The sequence below is a fragment of the Pseudomonas sp. AC247 genome (genome assembly GCF_979258015.1).
In genome coordinates this window covers 770,052-789,281 of the sequence record NZ_OZ409829.1, presented here as the reverse complement: position 1 = coordinate 789,281, position 19,230 = coordinate 770,052, and the positions used below count along the sequence as shown (strand labels likewise).

The 19,230-nt window shown below is 60.3% G+C and carries 14 protein-coding genes and 1 pseudogene; 9 read left to right on the top strand and 6 right to left on the bottom strand.

The features are described from left to right. Window positions 1-157: 157 nt before the first annotated feature. From ACZZ0B_RS03745 to edd, 4 genes are all read right to left on the bottom strand, one after another. Complete coding sequence (locus tag ACZZ0B_RS03745; protein WP_008082803.1) at window positions 158-1,627, bottom strand: ATP-binding protein; 1,470 nt, start codon at window positions 1,625-1,627, stop codon at window positions 158-160. Then, window positions 1,617-2,348, bottom strand: coding sequence for a response regulator (locus ACZZ0B_RS03740; protein ID WP_008082801.1), 732 nt, complete (start codon window positions 2,346-2,348; stop codon window positions 1,617-1,619). The genes ACZZ0B_RS03745 and ACZZ0B_RS03740 overlap by 11 nt, the downstream gene beginning before the upstream one ends. 166 nt (window positions 2,349-2,514) lie before the next feature. Beyond that, window positions 2,515-3,465: a glucokinase gene (locus ACZZ0B_RS03735; RefSeq protein ID WP_440094640.1), complete on the bottom strand. Its 951-nt coding sequence runs from the start codon at window positions 3,463-3,465 to the stop codon at window positions 2,515-2,517. Further along, window positions 3,462-5,288, bottom strand: coding sequence for a phosphogluconate dehydratase (edd, locus tag ACZZ0B_RS03730; RefSeq protein ID WP_008082799.1), 1,827 nt, complete (start codon window positions 5,286-5,288; stop codon window positions 3,462-3,464). The genes ACZZ0B_RS03735 and edd overlap by 4 nt, the downstream gene beginning before the upstream one ends. Window positions 5,289-5,508: 220 nt before the next feature. Here edd and gap point away from each other — a divergent pair, with 220 nt between their 5' ends. The 9 genes and pseudogenes from gap (at window position 5,509) to ACZZ0B_RS03685 (ending at window position 16,309) form a co-directional block, all read left to right on the top strand. Then, window positions 5,509-6,510, top strand: a complete 1,002-nt coding sequence (gap, locus tag ACZZ0B_RS03725; protein ID WP_007917884.1) for a type I glyceraldehyde-3-phosphate dehydrogenase — start codon at window positions 5,509-5,511, stop codon at window positions 6,508-6,510. A gap of 212 nt (window positions 6,511-6,722) precedes the next feature. Continuing rightward, entirely contained in the window at window positions 6,723-7,250 is a 528-nt protein-coding gene (locus ACZZ0B_RS03720) for an RNA polymerase sigma factor (protein WP_158832205.1), read from the top strand. Between the two features lie 102 nt (window positions 7,251-7,352). Continuing rightward, window positions 7,353-8,318 carry a FecR family protein gene (locus ACZZ0B_RS03715; RefSeq protein ID WP_158832207.1) on the top strand — a complete coding sequence of 322 codons (966 nt, stop codon included), beginning with the start codon at window positions 7,353-7,355 and terminating at the stop codon, window positions 8,316-8,318. Between the two features lie 122 nt (window positions 8,319-8,440). Continuing rightward, window positions 8,441-10,999: a TonB-dependent receptor gene (locus tag ACZZ0B_RS03710; protein ID WP_463544394.1), complete on the top strand. Its 2,559-nt coding sequence runs from the start codon at window positions 8,441-8,443 to the stop codon at window positions 10,997-10,999. A gap of 112 nt (window positions 11,000-11,111) precedes the next feature. Further along, window positions 11,112-11,720 (top strand): biliverdin-producing heme oxygenase, encoded by a 609-nt coding sequence (locus tag ACZZ0B_RS03705; protein WP_463544393.1) that lies wholly within the window; start codon window positions 11,112-11,114, stop codon window positions 11,718-11,720. 91 nt (window positions 11,721-11,811) lie between these two features. Further along, entirely contained in the window at window positions 11,812-12,201 is a 390-nt protein-coding gene (locus ACZZ0B_RS03700) for a YbaN family protein (protein ID WP_463544392.1), read from the top strand. Between the two features lie 375 nt (window positions 12,202-12,576). Next, a pseudogene (locus tag ACZZ0B_RS03695) lies at window positions 12,577-13,899 on the top strand (methyl-accepting chemotaxis protein); the annotation flags it as partial. A gap of 102 nt (window positions 13,900-14,001) precedes the next feature. Then, complete coding sequence (locus ACZZ0B_RS03690) at window positions 14,002-14,757, top strand: methyl-accepting chemotaxis protein (protein WP_440094767.1); 756 nt, start codon at window positions 14,002-14,004, stop codon at window positions 14,755-14,757. Between the two features lie 205 nt (window positions 14,758-14,962). Then, window positions 14,963-16,309, top strand: coding sequence for a CoA transferase (locus ACZZ0B_RS03685; RefSeq protein ID WP_463544391.1), 1,347 nt, complete (start codon window positions 14,963-14,965; stop codon window positions 16,307-16,309). 126 nt (window positions 16,310-16,435) lie between these two features. Here the strand turns inward: ACZZ0B_RS03685 and ACZZ0B_RS03680 are convergent, their stop codons facing one another. Then, window positions 16,436-17,299, bottom strand: coding sequence for a DNA-3-methyladenine glycosylase family protein (locus ACZZ0B_RS03680; protein WP_463544390.1), 864 nt, complete (start codon window positions 17,297-17,299; stop codon window positions 16,436-16,438). Further along, window positions 17,296-18,723 (bottom strand): arginine-ornithine antiporter, encoded by a 1,428-nt coding sequence (gene arcD, locus ACZZ0B_RS03675; RefSeq protein ID WP_463544389.1) that lies wholly within the window; start codon window positions 18,721-18,723, stop codon window positions 17,296-17,298. The genes ACZZ0B_RS03680 and arcD overlap by 4 nt, the downstream gene beginning before the upstream one ends. Between the last annotated feature and the right edge of the window lie 507 nt (window positions 18,724-19,230).

The window sequence follows — 19,230 nt, the reverse complement described above, 5'->3', positions numbered from 1 at the left end:
GAGTCTAAACAACGGGCCGGGATGGGCTTGTAACGAAGGGGGCGGGTTTTGTCACTAGCCAGTGACATTGGCAAGAGCAAAGTCAAAAGATCGCAGCCTTCGGCAGCCCCTACAGGGATCAGTGTAGGAGCTGCCGAAGGCTGCGATCTGTTGATCTTCAGTCCGCGGAACGCGGCAATTGCAGAGTCACCCGCAACCCACCCTCACGCAAATTCTGCAACGTCACTTCGCCGCCATGACTGTGAGCAATATTGCGCGCAATCCCCAACCCCAGCCCATACCCCTGCTGCTGCCCCGCCAACCGGAAGTGCGGCTCAAACACCTGCTCCAGCCGCTGCTCGGGCACACCCGGCCCTTCATCATCGACATGCAAGACGAACGCGCTGTCATCGTCATCGATGTGCAGATGCGCGTTCTGCCCATACTTCAACGCGTTGTCGATCAGGTTGCCGATACAACGCTTCAACGCCAGAGGCTTGCCCGGATACGCCGCCAGCGCCCGACCATGCTGAGTCACGCGACCATTGCCGTTCGGCGCCAGATACGGCTCGACCAGACAATCCAGCACATGGTTAAGGTCCACCGGCTCGATGTTCTCGTGGATGTCGGTGTCTTTCACGCATTGCAGCGCGCCTTTGACCAGCAACTCCAACTCATCCAGATCGCGGCCGAACTTGGCTTGCAGCTGTTCGTCTTCAAGCAATTCCACGCGCAAACGCAAACGGGTGATCGGCGTGCGCAAGTCATGGGAAATCGCGCTGAACAACTGGCTGCGCTCGGTCAGGTAACGGCTGATGCGCTCGCGCATGCTGTTGAAGGCGCGGCCCACTTCGACCACTTCACTGCCGCCGCCTTCAGCCACCGGCTCGACGTCGGCGCCCAGCGACATGTCCCGCGCGGCCCGTGCCAAGCGCTTGAGCGGTCGGCTCTGCCAGTGCACCAGCACACCGATGAACAGCAGCAGAAAACCGCTGGTGAGGACGATGAACCACACCTGTTGCGACGGCAGGCCTTGTTCTTCGAGGCTGGTGTACGGCTCCGGGAGCAAAGAAGCGATGTACAGCCATTCGCCCGGTGCCATCTGGATTTGCGTGACCAGCACGGGCGGGTTCACCGGCTCGAGGGTCAGCGCGTAATGCGCCCAGGAGCGTGGCAGCTCATCGAGTTTCAGCCCGGCATTGAAGATTCGCAGATCTTCGGGGCTGACAAAGGTCACCGAAATATCGGTGTCATGGCCCAAGGTCTGGCGCAGCACTTCGTCGACCGCTTTCATCACCGCGGCTTTACGCGGTGTTACCGGCAGCACGTCCATGCCCAGCGGTTTGTCGTTGAGCGTTACCACGAAGCGGGTGCCGCCCATGCTGCGCAACTGATCGAGCACCAATGGCCGGTAAGCCACCGGCAACGAGCGGAAATAACTGACGCTGGCGGTCATCGAATGGGCGAGGCTGCGGGCGCTGGTGACCAGACCTTCGAGCTGGGTGGCGCGCAGTTGCGAGACCCAGATCACGCTGGATAACGTCTGCGCGAACAGCACGGCGAGCAAGGTCAGCAGCAACATCCGCCCGAGCAGCGAGCGCGGCACCGGTACCTTGGCGGCGAGTTTGCGCAGCGACTCAGTGACCATTGCCGGCAACCACGTTGGCTGCCAGTTGATAGCCGCTGCCACGTACGGTGCGGATCAGTCGTGGCGGTTTTTCCGTGTCGCGCAGACGCTGGCGCAAACGGCTGACGGCCATGTCGACGATGCGATCGAGTGGCATCAGATCGCGGCCCCGGGTGGCGTTGCCGATGGTGTCGCGGTCGAGGATTTCCTGCGGGTGATCGAGGAACAGTTTCAGCAGGGCGAAGTCGGCGCCGGAGAGAATCACTTCTTCGCCGTCGGTGTGAAAGAGACGATGGCTGACCATGTCCAGCCGCCATTCATCGAACGCCAGTACTTCGCTGCCGTTACGTTCCTGGCCGAATTGCGCGCGGCGCAGCAGGGCTTTGATCCGCGCTTGCAGTTCGCGCGGGCTGAAGGGTTTGCCGAGGTAGTCGTCAGCGCCGAGTTCGAGTCCGATCACGCGGTCGGCTTCGTCGGAACTGGCGGTGAGCATGATGATCGGCACCTGCGCCTGACGCGGATGCTGACGCACCCAGCGGCACAAGCTGAAGCCGTCTTCGTCGGGGAGCATGACATCGAGGATCACCAGATCGCTCGGCGCTTCATTGAGTGCCTGACGGAAACTGGCGCCATCGGCGGTGGCCCGCACCTGAAACCCGGCGCGGGTCAGGTAGGTTTCCAGCAACTCGCGTATTTCCTGGTCGTCATCGACCAACAATATCGACTTGTTGACTGAGCTCACTTCGAAGGCATCCTTGTTGTTGGAATTGGGGCGGATTATGCCTGATGAACCTTGGAGATTTGTTGTCTGTTCTGGCCTCATCGCTGGCAAGCCAGCTCCCACAAGGATCTGTGTCGTTCACAAAACCTGTGGGAGCTGGCTTGCCAGCGATGAAGGTGACTCGGTATCAAGCCTGTTCGAGGGCCACACCCGCGCCAACGAGGCCAGAATACGGCGCTGTCACCAGCCACACCGGAATGCCTTTGAAGTAATCGCTCATGCACCCTTTGTCAGCGAAGCTACGGGCAAAACCGCTTTCGAGGAAGAAATCGGCAAAGCGTGGAATCACCCCGCCAACGATATACACCCCGCCACGCCCACCCGTGGTCAGCACGTTATTGCCGGCCACACGGCCGAGCCAGCAGCAGAACTGCTCCAACACTTCCAGCGCAATCGGATCACCCGCCAGCCCGGCTGCGGTAATCGCTTCCGGCGTATCGAGTGTCGGTTCATGTCCGTCCACCGCGCAGATCGCCCGGTAAACCCGTGGCAATCCACCTCCGCTCAACGCGGTTTCCGCGCTGACATGGCCAATCTCATTGTGAATGTGCTGCCACAATTGCGTTTCACGCGGGCTGCTCAGCGGCAGATCGACGTGACCGCCCTCGCCCGGCAACGCCGCAAAACGACCTTCACCCAAATCAAGCAAAGTACCGACGCCAAGACCAGTGCCCGGGCCGATCACCACCGCAGGGCGCAACGGCTCCGGCGTACCTTCGCAAACCACGCGGAATTCGCCCGGCTGCAAACGGGTCATGCCCAGCGCCATCGCCGAGAAGTCGTTGACCAGCAATAACTGCTCGACCTGCAAGGTTTGGCAAAACGCCTTACGGCTCAGCCGCCAGTGATTATTGGTGAACTTGAATTCATCACCGCTGACCGGGCCGGCCACCGACAGGCACACTGAACCGATCGAACCCGGCGCCAGACCGAGCCCGCTCAGGTAGAGGCTGATCGCCTCTTCCGGGCTGGCGTGGTCGGCCGTGGCCAGCACCTGAACCGATTCCAGTTGCTGGTTTTTCCACAACGCAAATCGCGCGTTGGTGCCTCCGATGTCACCGACCAAAGCCAGTTTCAATTAAGCGTCTCCAGGGCAGAAGTGAAGGCGCTGGCGCCCTGCTCCGCCGAGCTGAAGGCCATGCGCATGAAGCCAAACAGTTCGCGTCCGCTGCCGATGTTGTTGCCCAACAGGCCTTTGGCAGGTTCGCGCGCTGCAAATTCGTCGGCATCGACCTTGAGTTCCAAGGTGCCTTTGACGCCATCGACGCGGATGATATCGCCCTCTTGCACGCGTGCCAAAGCGCCACCGACATAAGCTTCGGGGCTGACGTGAATCGCCGCCGGGATTTTCCCCGAGGCACCGGACATGCGTCCGTCAGTCACCAGCGCGACTTTGAAGCCGCGATCCTGCAGCACACCGAGGAACGGCGTCATCTTGTGCAGCTCGGGCATGCCGTTGGAGCGCGGGCCCTGGAAGCGCATCACGGCGACAAAATCTTTTTCCAGCAAACCAGCCTTGAACGCGTCGGCCAGATCCTGTTGATCCTGGAACACCATCGCCGGTGCTTCGACGATCTGGTTTTCCAACGCCACCGCAGACACTTTCATCACACCGCGCCCGAGGTTGCCTTCCATAACGCGCAAACCGCCTTCCTGCGAGAACGCACGAGCGACCGGACGCAGGATGTTTTCGTCGAGGCTGTCGACCGGGCCTTCGCGCCAGACCAGCTCGCCGTTATCAAGGAACGGTTCTTTGGTGTACTTGCTCAAGCCGTGACCGAGCACCGTGTTGACGTCTTCGTGCAGCAGACCGGCGCCGAGCAGTTCGCGGATCAGGAACGACATGCCGCCCGCCGCCTGGAAGTGGTTGATGTCGGCTTTGCCGTTCGGGTAGACGTGGCTCAGGGTCGGCACGACTTCGGAGAGGTCGGCCATGTCCTGCCAGGTCAGTTGAATGCCTGCGGCCATGGCGATGGCCGGCATGTGCAGGGTGTGGTTGGTCGAGCCGCCGGTGGCGTGCAACGCCACAATCGAGTTGACCAGCGACTTCTCGTCGACGATTTCGCCGATCGGCATGAAGTTGCCGTTCTGTTTGGTCAGGCGCGTGACTTGATGCGCGGCTTCGCGGGTCAGCGCATCACGCAGCGGCGTGTTCGGGTTGACGAAAGAAGCGCCCGGCAAGTGCAGGCCCATGACTTCCATCAGCAACTGGTTGGTGTTGGCGGTGCCGTAGAACGTGCAGGTGCCCGGGCTGTGGTAGGACTTCATCTCCGATTCCAGCAGCTCTTCGCGGGTGGCTTTGCCTTCGGCGTACTTCTGGCGGACGTCGGCTTTTTCCTTGTTGGAAATCCCCGAGACCATCGGCCCGCCCGGCACGAAAATCGTCGGCAAGTGACCGAAACGCAGCGAGCCCATCATCAAACCCGGGACGATCTTGTCGCAGATGCCGAGCATCAGCGCACCGTCGAACATGTTGTGCGACAGCGCCACAGCGGTCGACATGGCGATCACTTCGCGGCTCGGCAGGCTCAGTTCCATGCCCGGCTCGCCCTGGGTCACGCCGTCGCACATCGCCGGGGTGCCGCCGGCGAACTGGCCGACCGAGCCGATTTCGCGCAAGGCGTTTTTGATCTGCTCCGGGAACACTTCGTACGGCTGGTGCGCCGAGAGCATGTCGTTATACGAAGAAACAATGGCGATGTTCGCCGAGTTCATCATCCGCAAGCTGTGTTTGTCTTCACTGCCGCAACCGGCCACGCCGTGGGCGAAGTTGGCGCATTGCAGCTTGCCGCGCATCGGCCCGTCAGTGGCGGCGCCGCGAATCAATGCAAGGTAAGCCTGACGCGTGGCGCGGCTGCGGGCGATAAGCCGTTCGGTGACCTCAAGAACGCGGGGATGCATGTGTAGAACTCCAGGCTAACGGATGTGGCGACCTGATTGTCTATGCTGATCAAACGCCGTTGTTGTTGGAATGACAGACGGCTTTTTTGACCAATCGGACCAGTTGATTCAGGTCACTCGTTGTAGATAAAACAAAATATTGCCACTAAAAAGGCTTGTTTTCTATTTTTATGCGAATAATCTTGTAATTCCAACAACAAAACGACGGCGGCGCTGTTCCATGACTCTACGAATCGCAATCAATGGTTTTGGCCGCATCGGCCGTAATGTCCTGCGCGCACTGTATACCCAAGGCTATCGACAGGATTTGCAGATCGTCGCCATCAATGATCTGGGCGACAGCTCGATCAATGCCCATCTGCTCAAATACGACACCGTTCACGGCACGTTTGACGCGCAAGTCGAACATGACAATGAAAGCCTGACCGTCAACGGCGACCGCATTGCGGTCAGCGCCATTCGCAACCCGGCCGAACTGCCATGGGCGGCGGAAAAGATTGATGTGGTGTTCGAATGCACCGGTCTCTTTACCGATCGCGCCAAAGCGGCCGCGCATATTACTGCCGGCGCGCGCAAAGTGATCATCTCGGCCCCGGCCAAAGGCGCCGACGCCACCGTCGTATATGGTGTGAACCACGACATTCTGCGCCAGTCGCACCAGATCATCTCCAACGCTTCGTGCACCACCAACTGCCTGGCACCGGTGGCGCAAGTGCTGCACCGTGAGCTGGGCATCGAAAGCGGTCTGATGACCACCATTCATGCCTACACCAACGATCAGAACCTGACCGACGTCTATCACACCGACCCGTATCGCGCGCGTTCGGCCACGCAGAACATGATCCCGAGCAAGACCGGCGCCGCTGAAGCAGTGGGCCTGGTGCTGCCGGAACTGGCCGGCAAACTGACCGGCATGGCGGTGCGTGTACCGGTGATCAATGTGTCGCTGGTGGATTTGACCGTACAGCTGAAAAAAGAAGCCAGCGCCGAAGAGGTCAACGCGCTGATGAAGTCTGCGAGCCAGCACTCGAAGATTCTCGGTTTCAACACCCTGCCGCTGGTGTCCAGCGACTTCAACCACAACCCGCTGTCGTCGATCTTCGACGCCAACCACACCAAATCCAGCGGCAAACTGCTGAAGGTGCTGGCCTGGTACGACAACGAATGGGGGTTCTCGAACCGCATGCTGGATAACTGCCTGGCGCTGTGTAACGCCGAGTAATCCGACATTGGCGGGGTGCGCTCACCTGATGGCCTAACGTAAATCCAGGTAGGAGCTGCCGAAGGCTGCGATCTTTTGATCTTGTTTTTAAGATCAAAAGATCGCAGCCTTCGGCAGCTCCTACATTTATCTGCGTCGATCACAAAACAATACTTGACCATTCAACTAGATGATAAGCATTATCATTCGCTCGAAATGGATCAGGTTCCCCCGTGAGTCAATCGCGCTTCAACCACGTCTTCCTCACCCAGCGCACGTCCTTGCTGCGCACGCTGGAACGGATGGTCAACAATCACAGCACCGCTGAAGACCTGTTGCAGGAGACCTACCTGCGCGTGACGCGGGCGCTGAGCGAGCGGGCCATCGATCACCTCGAACCTTTTGTCTTCCAGACCGCGCGCAATCTGGCGCTGGATCATTTGCGCGCGCGCAAGATTCATTCACGGACGATGGTCGATGACGTGCCGCAAGACGTTGTGCACAGCATCGCCGCCCCTGCCAGCAGCGCCGAAGACGCCGCCCACGCCGAACAACTGCTGGAGCGCTTGAACGTGAGCCTCAGTCAACTCAGCCCGCGTCAGCAGCAGATTTTTATTCTCAGCCGCCTGCACGGCAACAGCTACCAGGAAATCGCTGACGAACTGAACGTGTCCCTCAGCACCGTGCAGAAAGAATTGAAACTGATCATGTCCATTTGCATCGGCGTCGCCGAACGACACGACAGCAGCGGCACGCTGTAAGCTTAAAGCTCCAAGTAAAAACGAAAAGCAGTACACGCATCTGGCTTGCAGCTTGCAGCTTGAAGCTTGAAACTGCTTCGCCAGAAGCCCTGAGGAAACACCGTGACGGACACCCACCGCTCGCCTTCGCCGGATTCGGCGCAGGACGCTGCAAACGCAATGGACCAGGCACTCGACTGGCTCATCGTGCTCGGCAGCCCGGACGAGGAGCAGACCCGGCAGTTCCATGCCTGGCTGGCGGCGGATCCGTTGAATGCTGAAGCGTTCGCCAAGGCGCAAGCGATCTGGGACGGCCCGTTAGTGGTTCAATGCGCGCAAAGCCTCGCGGCGAAACCGGCCAAGGTCACCTTCCTCAAGCGTCTGCGCCCGCACTGGAAACCACTGGCCACGGCCGCTGTGCTGGTACTCGGTCTGTTCAGTTTCAGCAATTTGCCAATGCGCCTGCAGGCCGATCATTTGACGGTGGTGGGCGAGCGTCAGCGCCTGCAACTGGAGGACGGCTCGAAAGTCCTGCTCAACACCAACTCGGCGTTCTCCAGCACCATCAACGATCAACAGCGTGTCGCGCGGTTGTATCAGGGCGAAGCGTATTTCGAGATCGCCGGCAGCCGCACTCAGCCCTTGGAAATCGATGCCGGCCCGGTCAAGGCCAGCGTGCGTGACACTGCGTTCGCCGTGCGTTATCTCGATGGCGTGACGCAGGTCAACGTGCAACGCGGCGATGTCGATTTGCGCGCGACCCATAACGATGCCCGCGTGCGCTTGTCGGCCGGCGAAAGCATCCGCATCGGCCCGAACGGTTTTGATCGCCCGGCCAAACTCGATGCAGCGACCGATCTGGCCTGGGTTCAGGGCCGACTGGTGTTCGAGAATTGTCCGCTGAATCAAGTGCTGGCCGAGCTGCGCCGCTACTACCCGGGCTGGATCATCAACACCAACGAGCAGTTGGCCGACGTCGCCGTGACCGGCAATTACCGCCTCGATCAGCCGCTCGACGTCGTTCGTTCCCTCGCCCACATCACCTCGGCGCGCCTGCAGGAATTCCCGGCGCTGGTGATCTTGAACTAAATGAGAATTATTTTTACTCGATAGCCGAAGCCCGTTCGTCTCGTTATAGCCAATGCAATTGATTCGCATCCTCGGAAGTGAATCAGCACCTATAAAGATTCGTGCGACACGGAGCGCTATCGATGTCCTCACGCCTTACCCGCCAGACCTCATCCCCTTCCCGCGTATTGTCGCTGCTGACCGCTGCCATTCTGATGGCCGGCACCGCACCGCTGATGGCTGCCACCGAGCAACCGGCGCGCAACATGGGTGATTACTCGTTCTCCATCAGTCAGCAACCGCTGGTGTCGGCGCTCAATGCCTTTACCGCCGTGACGGGCTGGCAGGTCGGTTTGCCGGCGGAACTGGGGCAGAACGTATCGTCGCCGGGCGTGCGCGGTTCGCTGCCACCGGAAAAAGCCCTCGAGCGTCTGTTGGTGGGGACCAACCTGAGCTTCCGCAAGCTGAGCAACAACAACGTTGTGCTGGAAAAACGCAACGCCAGCGGCACCCTTAATCTGGATCAGGTGACCATCAGCGCCACGCGTCAGGAACAGTCGGTGAGCAGCGTGCCGGCCACCGTCAGCGTGCAGACCCGTGAGGATCTCGATCGCAACAACGTCAATTCGATCAAGGATCTGGTGCGTTACGAGCCGGGCGTTTCGGTGGGCGGTGCCGGTCAGCGTGCCGGCATCACCGGCTACAACATTCGTGGTATCGATGGCGACCGTGTCCTGACCCAGGTCGACGGCGTGCAAGTGCCGGACAGTTTTTTCAACGGCCCTTACGCACAGACCAACCGCAATTACGTCGACCCGGAAATCGTCAAACGCGTCGAAATTCTCCGTGGCCCGGCCTCGGTGCTGTACGGCAGCAATGCGATTGGCGGCGCCGTCAGCTACTACACCCTCGATCCGGACGACATCATCAAGCCTGGCCAGGACGTCGGCGCACGGCTGAAAACCGGTTACAGCTCGGCCGATGACAGCTGGCTGACCTCCGGCACTGTTGCCGGCCGCACCGGTGACTTCGACGGTTTGCTGCACCTGAGCCAGCGCAACGGTCACGAAACCGAGTCCTACGGCGAAACCGGTGGCACCGGCCTGAACCGCACCGAGGCCAACCCGGAAGACGTGCGCACCACCAACGTGCTGGCCAAACTCGGCTGGAACTACGCTGACGACGCGCGCTTCGGCCTGACCTACGAACACTACAAAGACGACCGCGACACCAACCAGTTGAGCGCCGTCGGTGGCCCGTTCAACGCTGGACGCGGGTTTGGTTTCTACAAGGCGCGCACCGGCAACGACACCGTCACCCGCGAGCGTTTTGGTCTGGAACACCGCTTCGCGCTGGACACTGCGCTGGCCGACAACATCAAGTGGTCGCTTAACTACCAGATCGCCAAGACCGATCAAAGCACCCAGGAAATCTACGCGCCGTCGCGCACCGTGCTGCGTAACCGCGACACCAATTACAAGGACCGCCAGTGGGTATTCGATGCGCAGGCTGACAAGTCGTTTGCCATCGCCGACACCGATCACACCATCGCCTACGGCACGACCATCAAGCAGGACAAAGTCACCGGCCTGCGCACCGGCAACGGCACCTGCCTGACCGTCAGTGGCGCCTGCCGGGTGATCGGTGCGCCAAGCGCCGCCGACACCCTGAAACCGGCCAGCGACTTCCCGGATCCGACCATCAACAGCTACAGCCTGTTCGCGCAGGATCAGATCAGTTGGGGCAACTGGACGTTCCTGCCGGGCGCACGCTACGACTACACCCAACTCAAGCCGCACATCACCGATGAGTTCCTCGCCACTGCCGACCAGAGCGGTAATGGTCAAGTCAGCGACAAGGAAAAAACCTGGCATCGTCTGTCGCCGAAGTTCGGTACGACCTACAGCTTCAACGATAATTACACCTGGTACGGTCAGTACGCCGAAGGCTTCCGCACGCCGACCGCCAAGGCCTTGTACGGTCGCTTTGAAAACCTCGCGGGCGGCTACCAGGTCGCGCCGAACCCGGATCTTGAACCGGAAAAAAGCAAAAGCTATGAAACCGGCCTGCGTGGCCAGTTTGAAGCGGGCACCTTCGATGTTGCGGTGTTCTACAACAAGTACCGTGATTTCATCGATGAAAACGCGATCACTCCGGGCTACAGCGAGACCACGTTCCAGAGCAACAACATCAAACACGCCACCATCAAAGGCGTTGAGCTCAAGGGTCGCCTGAACCTTGACACCTTTGGCGCGCCGACCGGCCTCTACACCCAAGGCTCGATGGCGTACCTGTATGGCCGCAATGACGACAGCGGTCAGCCGCTGAACAGCGTCAACCCGCTGACCGGCGTGTTCGGTCTCGGTTATGACCAGGACAAATACGGTGCGTTGCTGAGCTGGACGCTGGTCAAGCGCAAGGATCGTGTCGACAGCACCATGTTCAAGACGCCGGACGGCACCAGCACCCAGTTCAAGACCCCAGGTTATGGCGTGCTCGACCTGGCTGGCTTCTACAAAGTTACCGACGACGTGACCGTCAACGCCGGTCTCTACAACCTGACCGACAAGAAATACTGGCAGTGGGATGACGTGCGCGGTTACGACAGCGTCGGCGAAGCCTCGGTTACGCAGCCGGCCAACCTTGATCGCCTGACCCAACCGGGCCGCAACTTCGCGATCAATCTGGTCTGGGACATCTGATCCGGCAAACCTCACGGCGCGTGTTCATGCACCGCCCCGTGAGGTTTTTTTACGCTCGCTCGCTGGCTGGTTCGTCTCGTTAGCAAGCGCCTCAATTTCTCAAGGATTTGTCATGACCGCTCAAGACACCGAACAACGCCCTGCCCTGCGTTCGCAGCGCTTGAACCAGATCACCAACGAGCCGCACAGCAAGCTCGATGCGCTGGTCAAGGCGCATGCGCCGTTCGAGACCCGCGCCAACTTCGCCCGTTTCGTGGTCGCGCAGTACCTGTTCCAGTCAGAACTGGTCGACCTGTACAACGATGCCGAACTGACCGCGATCGTGCCTGACCTGTCCGCGCGTTGCCGCGCCGAAGCGGCCAAGGCTGACCTCGCCGACCTCGACACCGAAGTCCCTGCACCGGTCGCCGGCGCGGTGAAAAACCCGAGCAAGGCCCGTGCACTCGGCTGGATCTTTGTGTCCGAAGGTTCGAAGCTCGGCGCAGCGTTCCTGATCAAGCGTGCCGTGGCGCTGGAGCTGAGCGAAACGTTCGGCGCCCGTCACCTCGGTGAGCCCGAAGGTGGTCGTGCCGAAGGCTGGAAGCGTTTCGTGCGTACCCTCGACTCGCTGCAGTTCAGTGCTGAAGAAGAAGCCGAAGTGGAGCAAGGCGCGATCGACGCGTTCAACCGCTTCACCGTGCTGCTGGAACAGGCCTACGCCAGCGAAGCCGAACTCGCCTGAGCCACACAAATCCCCCTGCGGCAGCTCCTACAGGGGGGGCGCGTAAGTCTGTAAGATCTCCATTCCGCTTCAGAAGCAATCCGCTGAGCCCATGCCGCAACCCGCCTCCTCAAAACTCGCCCGCGTGCTGTTCGGCCTTCTGGCCTACGTCAGCCTCGGCATCGGCCTGATCGCCATTGTCGTGCCCGGCCTGCCGACCACCGAGTTCATCCTCCTCGCCGCCTGGGCCGCGACCCGCAGCTCGCCGCGCCTGAGTGCCTGGCTGGAAAACCATCGGCTGTTCGGGCCGATTCTGAGTAACTGGCGCAACGGCAAGATCATCGCGCGCAAGGCCAAGGTCAGTGCGACGGTGAGCATGCTGCTCTGCGCGACGTTGATGCTGGTGATGCTTGATCACGGCTGGCCGGTTTATCTGGCGATTGCCGGGATGAGTCTGGGCAACCTGTGGATCTGGTCGCGCCCTGAAACCATTCCTGTTTAAGCCACACCGAGTTTCTGTGCGAAGAACTCTTGTGGTGAGGGGATTCTGTGGTGAGGGGATTTATCCCCGATTGGCTGCGAAGCAGCCACAGTGCAGATAACCCTGATCTGTCAGACAGAACCCATTTTCAGGATTTGGGCCTGCTTCGCAGGCCATCGGGGATAAATCCCCTCGCCACAAAAGCTTTCCCCTCCTCACACTCAGACACATCGTATTCATCCCACTGAAACATCCCTGAAATTATTGCCTTTTCCAGCACTTTCCCCTGCGCAAACGTTTAGCGATGACCGTTCGTCGGTAGCCGGCTCATGCCCTCTCGCCTCGCGCCGATGAGCATTAAATGGCGCTGAATGGATTTGGCGAACCGGATAGTTAATGTCCGCCAGCCACCCGTTTATTCATTCGCGAGATCGCCCCATGTTCGACTCTCTGTCCATTCGCCTGAAAATCGTTTTGCTCTCCGGTCTGTGCCTGCTCGGTGTGGTCGCGCTGATCGTCAGCATGAACATCTACCAGACCAACCAGAACGACGAACTGGTCAGCACCTCCAGCAACCAGTTGCTCACCGCCAGTGTGCAGAATCTGCTGCAAGCCAAGGCCGCCGAACAAGCGGTGCGGGTGCAGAAGACCTTTGGTGAAAGCCTGTTGGTGATCACCGCGCTGGCGGATCAGATCAAGGACATGCGGGTGATGGCCGCCAAGCGTTCACTGGACGCCGGTGCCCTGCGTGAAGAGTTGAACCTGAGCCTGAAAACCGCCTTCGAGCGCAACGACAAGGTGCTCGGCATCTGGCTCGCGTTCGAACCGAACGGTCTCGACGGCAAGGACAGTGAATTCGCCAACGATGCGGCACGCCAGTCCAACGAAGCCGGGCGTTTCGCCACGTACTGGAGTCGCGCCGCCGGTTCCTCGCTGAACACGATCATGGTCGAAGAAGACCTGACCAAAACTACCCTCAGCGTCAGCGGCACGCCGTACAACAGCTGGTACACCTGCCCTCGCGACAACAAACGCACCTGCTTGCTCGACCCGTACGCCGACACCGTGGGCAACAAGGAAATGCTCATGACGACCATTTCCGTGCCGCTGATCGTCGACGGCAAGGCCATCGGTGTGGTCGGTGTCGACATCGCCCTCGACGCCCTGCAAGCAGCCGCTGTCGAGTCGCAACGCAACCTCTTCAACAACGCCGGGCACATGCTGATCGTCTCCGGCAGTGGCGTGCTCGGTGCCGACAGTTCGGACGCGACCAAGGTCGGCAAAAAGATCAACGACACCCTCGGCGCCAACGGCCAGGATGTACTGCAACTGCTCGCCTCCGGCACGCCGAAAATCATCGAACAGGGCGATCTGATCCGTGCGGTGTATCCAGTCGATCCGATCGGCAATGCGCGCGCCTGGGGCGTGGTCATCGACCTGCCGAAACAAGTGCTGCTGGCCGATTCGGTCAAGCTGCAAGCGGTGCTCGACGACGCACAGGAAACCGGCGTGATCACCGCGCTGCTGGTTGCCATCGTGGCCGGCGTGATTGGCCTGTTGCTGATCTGGCTCACCGCGTCCGGCGTCACCCGGCCGATCAACAGCGTCGCCGAAATGCTCAAGAACATTGCCAGCGGTGAAGGCGATCTGACCCAACGCCTGAACTACAGCAAGAAGGACGAACTCGGCGAACTGGTCAACTGGTTCAACCGTTTCCTCGACAAGCTGCAACCGACCATCGCGCAGATCAAACAAAGCATCACCGAAGCGCGCGGCACCGCCGACCAGTCCTCGGAAATCGCCCGCCAGACCAGCGAAGGCATGCAGGTGCAGTTCCGGGAAATCGACCAGGTTGCGACCGCCTCCAACGAAATGAGCGCCACTGCCCACGACGTCGCCAACAGCGCCTCGAACGCGGCCAATGCTGCGAAGGGTGCCGATCAGTCGGCCAGGGACGGCATGTCGATCATCGAGCGCAGCACCCGCGACATCAACCAACTGGCCGATGAAGTCAGCAAAGCGGTGACTGAAGTTGAAGCGCTGGCGGTCAACAGCGAGCAGATCGGCTCGGTACTGGAAGTGATCCGCAGCATCGCCGAACAGACCAACCTGCTGGCGCTTAACGCGGCCATTGAAGCGGCCCGTGCCGGTGAGAGCGGGCGTGGTTTCGCCGTGGTCGCCGACGAGGTGCGTAACCTCGCCAAACGCACGCAGGATTCGGTGGAAGAAATTCGCGTAGTGATCGAACGCATCCAGACCGGCACCCGTGGCGTGGTCGCGACCATGCATTCGAGCCAGACCCAGGCGCACAACAACGCCGGGCAGATTCGTCAGGCGGTGGATGCGCTGGGCAAGATCAGCGACGCGGTGACGGTGATCAGCGACATGAACCTGCAAATCGCCAGCGCCGCCGAGCAGCAGAGCGCGGTGGCCGAAGAGGTCAACCGTAACGTTTCGGCGATTCGTACCGTGACCGAAACCTTGACCGGCCAGGCCACTGAATCGGCCGCGATCAGCAGCCAGCTCAATGCCTTGGCGAGCCAGCAGATGAAATTGATGGACCAGTTCCGCGTATAAACACCTAGCGAAAATCACCGCAAACCCTGTGGGAGCTGGCTTGCCAGCGATGGCGGCAGATCAGTCAGTACATTGTTGACTGACCCTCCGCTATCGCTGGCAAGCCAGCTCCCACAGGGTCAAGTGGCAACCCTGCAATCGGGGATTTCATCTGACTCGGGATTGTTTTGCACTATCATCGCCCTCTCGCTCCGGAGGGCCTTCGATGACTGATTTACTCACGTCCATTCAAGCCGCACTCGGCTTGTCGCACACGCCAATTCCGTTCACCGATCACGGCGCCCTGCCCTCGGCGTTCGCCGTCACTTACCTTGCGTGCGCGAGCATCGCCGCTGCCGCTCAGGCCGTCAGCGAATTGATCCAGCAGCAGACCGGTTATTTGCCGGCCATTGCAGTCGACCGTCGATTGGCTTCGTTCTGGTTCTCCAGCTCTCTCCGCCCGAGCGGCTGGCAAGTGCCACCGCTGTGGGATCCGATTGCCGGTGACTATGCAACGAAAGACGGCTGGATCCGCCTGCACACCAATGCCCCGCACCATCGCGCCGCTGCTGAAAGCGTGCTCGGCGCATGCGCTGACCGAACGGTGATGGCGGCGAAAGTCGCGCAATGGGCGAGTACGGATCTGGAGCACGCCGTGGTCGAGGCCAAGGGTTGCGCCGCCGAAATGCGCAGTTGGGCGCAGTGGCAACAGCATCCGCAAGGGATGGCGGTAAATGCCGAGCCACTCGTTCACTTGATCTGCGATCAGGCTGAACACGCCAAACCGTGGCAAGGTTCGGTCGCCCAGCCGTTGGCCGGGATCAAGGTCCTGGATCTGACCCGAGTGCTCGCCGGCCCTACCGCCAGTCGTTTCCTCGCGGGGCTCGGCGCGGAAGTTTTGCGCATCGATCCGCCGACCTGGAATGAGCCCGGTGTCGTCCCGGAAATGACCTTGGGTAAACGCTGTGCGCGACTGGATCTGCAGGTTGCGGCGGATCGAGCGGTGTTCGAAAGTTTGTTGAAAGACGCCGACATCCTGCTGCATGGCTATCGCGCCGACGCACTGGAGCATCTCGGTTTCGGCGCAGAACGCCGCCGCCAACTGGCGCCGGGGCTGATCGACGTTTGCCTCAATGCCTACGGCTGGAGCGGCCCCTGGCAGAACCGCCGGGGCTTCGACAGCCTGGTGCAAATGAGCAGCGGCATCGCCGAGGCCGGGCAGCGTTGGCAGCAGGCCGATAAACCGACGCCGTTGCCGATGCAGGCGCTGGATCATGCGACGGGGTATTTGCTGGCGGCGAGTGCGCTCAAGTTGCTGACCGAGCGCTTGCGCAATGGTCGCAGTGGCTCGGCGCGTTTGTCGCTGGCGCGTACGGCGAAGTTGTTGATTGAGTCTGGGTCGGGCACAACTGAAGCGCTGCGTGCCGAGGATGAGCAGGATCAACAGGTGCTGGTGGAACAGACCCCATGGGGCCCGGCGCATCGGTTGCGGGTGCCGGTGAAGATCAGCGGCACACCGTTGCAGTGGGCGTTGCCTGCCACGGACTTGGGTTCCCACCAACCTCAGTGGTGAATTTTAAACCGCTATCGCGAGCAGGCTCACTCCTACAGTTGACCGCGTTCCAACAGTAGGAACGCGGTTAACTGTAGGAGTGAGCCTGCTCGCGATGAGGCCTGAATTGACCAAGCGACATTCGGATCAGTCCGAGCGGCTCAAAGACGTCCACAAAAGCTGCGCCGCATACCCTCGATAAGGCCGCCAGGCCTCAGCGCGCAAAGCCAAATCCCGCGCTGTCGGTCGCACGCCCTCCAACACTTCCAGTGCCCGTAGCAGCCCGACATCGCCATGGGGCAACCCATCCAGATCGCGCAATTGCCGCAACGCAACGTACTGCGCCGTCCACTCGCCTACCCCGTGTAACGCCAGCAGCCGTGCCACGCCACCCTCGCGATTCGGTTCAAACAATGAAGGTTCTTCCAGCAACGCCTGCGCCACCCCCGACAGCGTGCGCCCACGACTTTTCGGCATGCCCAGCGCTGCCAGATCTGCCGCTGCCAACACGTCCGCCTCGGGAAACACATGGGTCAATCCAGGCACGCCCGAATCCAGCGTCACCCCATGTTGCGCAACCAGTTTCCCGGCCAAACGAATCGCCGCCACCACCGTAATCTGCTGCCCGAGCACCGCGCGAAACGCCAACTCCAACCCATCCCACGCCCCAGGAATCCGCACCCCCGGGCGCTCGGCGATCAACCGCGCCAGCAACGGATCATTCGCCAGATGCCCTTGCATCAACGCCACATCAGCATCCAGATCAAACATCCGCCGCAACCTGATCACGATCTCGGGCACCGCTGCCGGATCAGGAAAGTCCAACTCGACCTCCAGCGCATCCGCCGTCCCAAGCCACACCGAAACCGTGCCGTGAACACCGTTCAACCCGATGCTGCGCGAATACACACCCTCGACCACAACCTCCATCCCGACCACCGCCCGCGCCGCGAGAAACCCCAACATCGCCTCCCAGTCATACGGCGGCGCATACGCAAGCGACAACCTCACAACGACAGCACACCGCTGTACAACCCGTAAGCCGCCAGCCCCGCGCCGATGACCACGCAGGTAAAAATGCCTTTCTCGACATGGGTGAACAACGGTTCGCCCGCCTCATGCTTGGCCTTGGCAAACAAAATCACTCCTGGGGCATACAAGAGCGCTGACAGCAGCAAATACTTCACCCCACCGGCATACAACAGCCACACCGCATAACCGAGGGCGATGCCGCCGATCAGCAGATCCTTGGTGCGTTCGGCCGTAGCGTGTTCGTAAGTTTCGCCGCGCCCGCTGAGCAACACCGCGTACGCCGCCGACCACAGGTACGGCACCAGAATCATCGACGACGCCAGATAAATCAGGCTGGTGTAAGTGCCCGCCGAAAACAGCGTGATCAGCAGGAAAATCTGGATCATCGCATTGGTCAGCCACAACGCGTTGACCGGCACATGGTTCTTGTTTTCCTTTTTCAGGAACGCCGGCATGGTCTTGTCCTTGGCCGTGGCGAAAAGTATTTCCGCACACAGCAGCGCCCATGACAGCAAGGCACCGAGCAGTGAAATCGCCAGGCCAATGCTGATCAGCAACGCCCCCCACGGCCCGACAATGTGCTCAAGCACCGCCGCCAGCGACGGGTTCTGCAGATTGGCCAGCTCCGGCTGACTCATGATCCCCAGCGACAGCACGTTGACCAACACCAGCAGCGCCAGCACGCCGACAAAACCGATGACCGTGGCGCGACCGACGTCGCTACGTTTTTCCGCCCGCGCCGAGTACACACTGGCGCCTTCGATGCCGATGAACACGAACACCGTGACCAGCATCATGTTGCGCACCTGATCCATTACTCCGCCGAAATTCGGGTTGCTGGTGCCCCAGATGTCACGGGTAAAAATGTCAGCCTTGAACGCGATGGCGGCGATGACGATGAACATGATCAGCGGCACGACTTTGGCCACTGTGGTCAATTGGTTGATCAGTGCCGCCTCCTTGATCCCGCGCATCACCAGAAAATGCACAGCCCACAGCAGCACCGACGCACAGGCAATGGCGATCGGCGTGTTGCCCTGGCCGAACACCGGAAAGAAATACCCGAGGGTGCTGAACAGCAGCACGAAATAACCGACGTTGCCCAGCCACGCGCTGATCCAGTAACCCCACGCCGACGAGAACCCCATGTAGTCGCCAAACCCGGCCTTGGCGTAGGCGTAGACCCCTGAGTCCAGCTCCGGCTTGCGGTTGGCCAGGGTCTGAAAGACGAACGCCAGCGTCAACATGCCGATCGCGGTGATGCCCCAACCGATCAGGATCGCCCCGGCGTCGGCGCGTGCTGCCATGTTTTGCGGCAACGAGAAAATCCCCCCGCCAATCATCGACCCCACCACCAGGGCGATCAACGCGCCTAATCGCAGCTTTTGCGTCGGTTGCGACATGCAAATCTCCCTTCCTGATCAACGAATTCTCAATTTCTACCGAAACCCCAAGATCCACCCAAACCCCAGATGCACCGCCCCCCTGTGGCGAGGGGATTTATCCCCGATGGGTGGCGAAGCCGCCCCAGACCCAGTCAGCGCGGTGTATCAGACAGAACGAGTTCTGAGGCTTTGGGGCGGCTTCGCCACCCATCGGGGATAAATCGCCTCACCACAGGTTTATGTCTTAACTAACTAAATGGGTAAAGAGTAAGTACGTTTATTAGATAACGCCAACAAACGCCCATTTATATATAGCCGATGACGCTAACGCCTAGCACGCTAAGACAGTTTTGTGCGCTGATCCTAATAAATCAATTCTGTACTGAAAACAGAGGCGGAAAATTTGCCAAACCGCCAAAAAGAACTAGCGTGATAATTCGAAAGTAATAATAGCCATTCCCAAGAACATCACCATAAAGCCTCTAGAACGGGCATTTCAGAAGACAGCTTTATGCCTGTAGTGGT

Bases quoted from the DNA above. Each gene is read 5' to 3' on its own strand.
- ACZZ0B_RS03745 (WP_008082803.1), bottom strand. From the start codon at position 1,627: ATGGTCACTGAGTCGCTGCGCAAACTCGCCGCCAAGGTACCGGTGCCG.
- edd (WP_008082799.1), bottom strand. From the start codon at position 5,288: ATGCATCCCCGCGTTCTTGAGGTCACCGAACGGCTTATCGCCCGCAGC.
- gap (WP_007917884.1), top strand. From the start codon at position 5,509: ATGACTCTACGAATCGCAATCAATGGTTTTGGCCGCATCGGCCGTAAT.
- ACZZ0B_RS03710 (WP_463544394.1), top strand. From the start codon at position 8,441: ATGTCCTCACGCCTTACCCGCCAGACCTCATCCCCTTCCCGCGTATTG.
- ACZZ0B_RS03705 (WP_463544393.1), top strand. From the start codon at position 11,112: ATGACCGCTCAAGACACCGAACAACGCCCTGCCCTGCGTTCGCAGCGC.
- ACZZ0B_RS03700 (WP_463544392.1), top strand. From the start codon at position 11,812: ATGCCGCAACCCGCCTCCTCAAAACTCGCCCGCGTGCTGTTCGGCCTT.
- ACZZ0B_RS03690 (WP_440094767.1), top strand. From the start codon at position 14,002: ATGCAGGTGCAGTTCCGGGAAATCGACCAGGTTGCGACCGCCTCCAAC.
- ACZZ0B_RS03685 (WP_463544391.1), top strand. From the start codon at position 14,963: ATGACTGATTTACTCACGTCCATTCAAGCCGCACTCGGCTTGTCGCAC.
- arcD (WP_463544389.1), bottom strand. From the start codon at position 18,723: ATGTCGCAACCGACGCAAAAGCTGCGATTAGGCGCGTTGATCGCCCTG.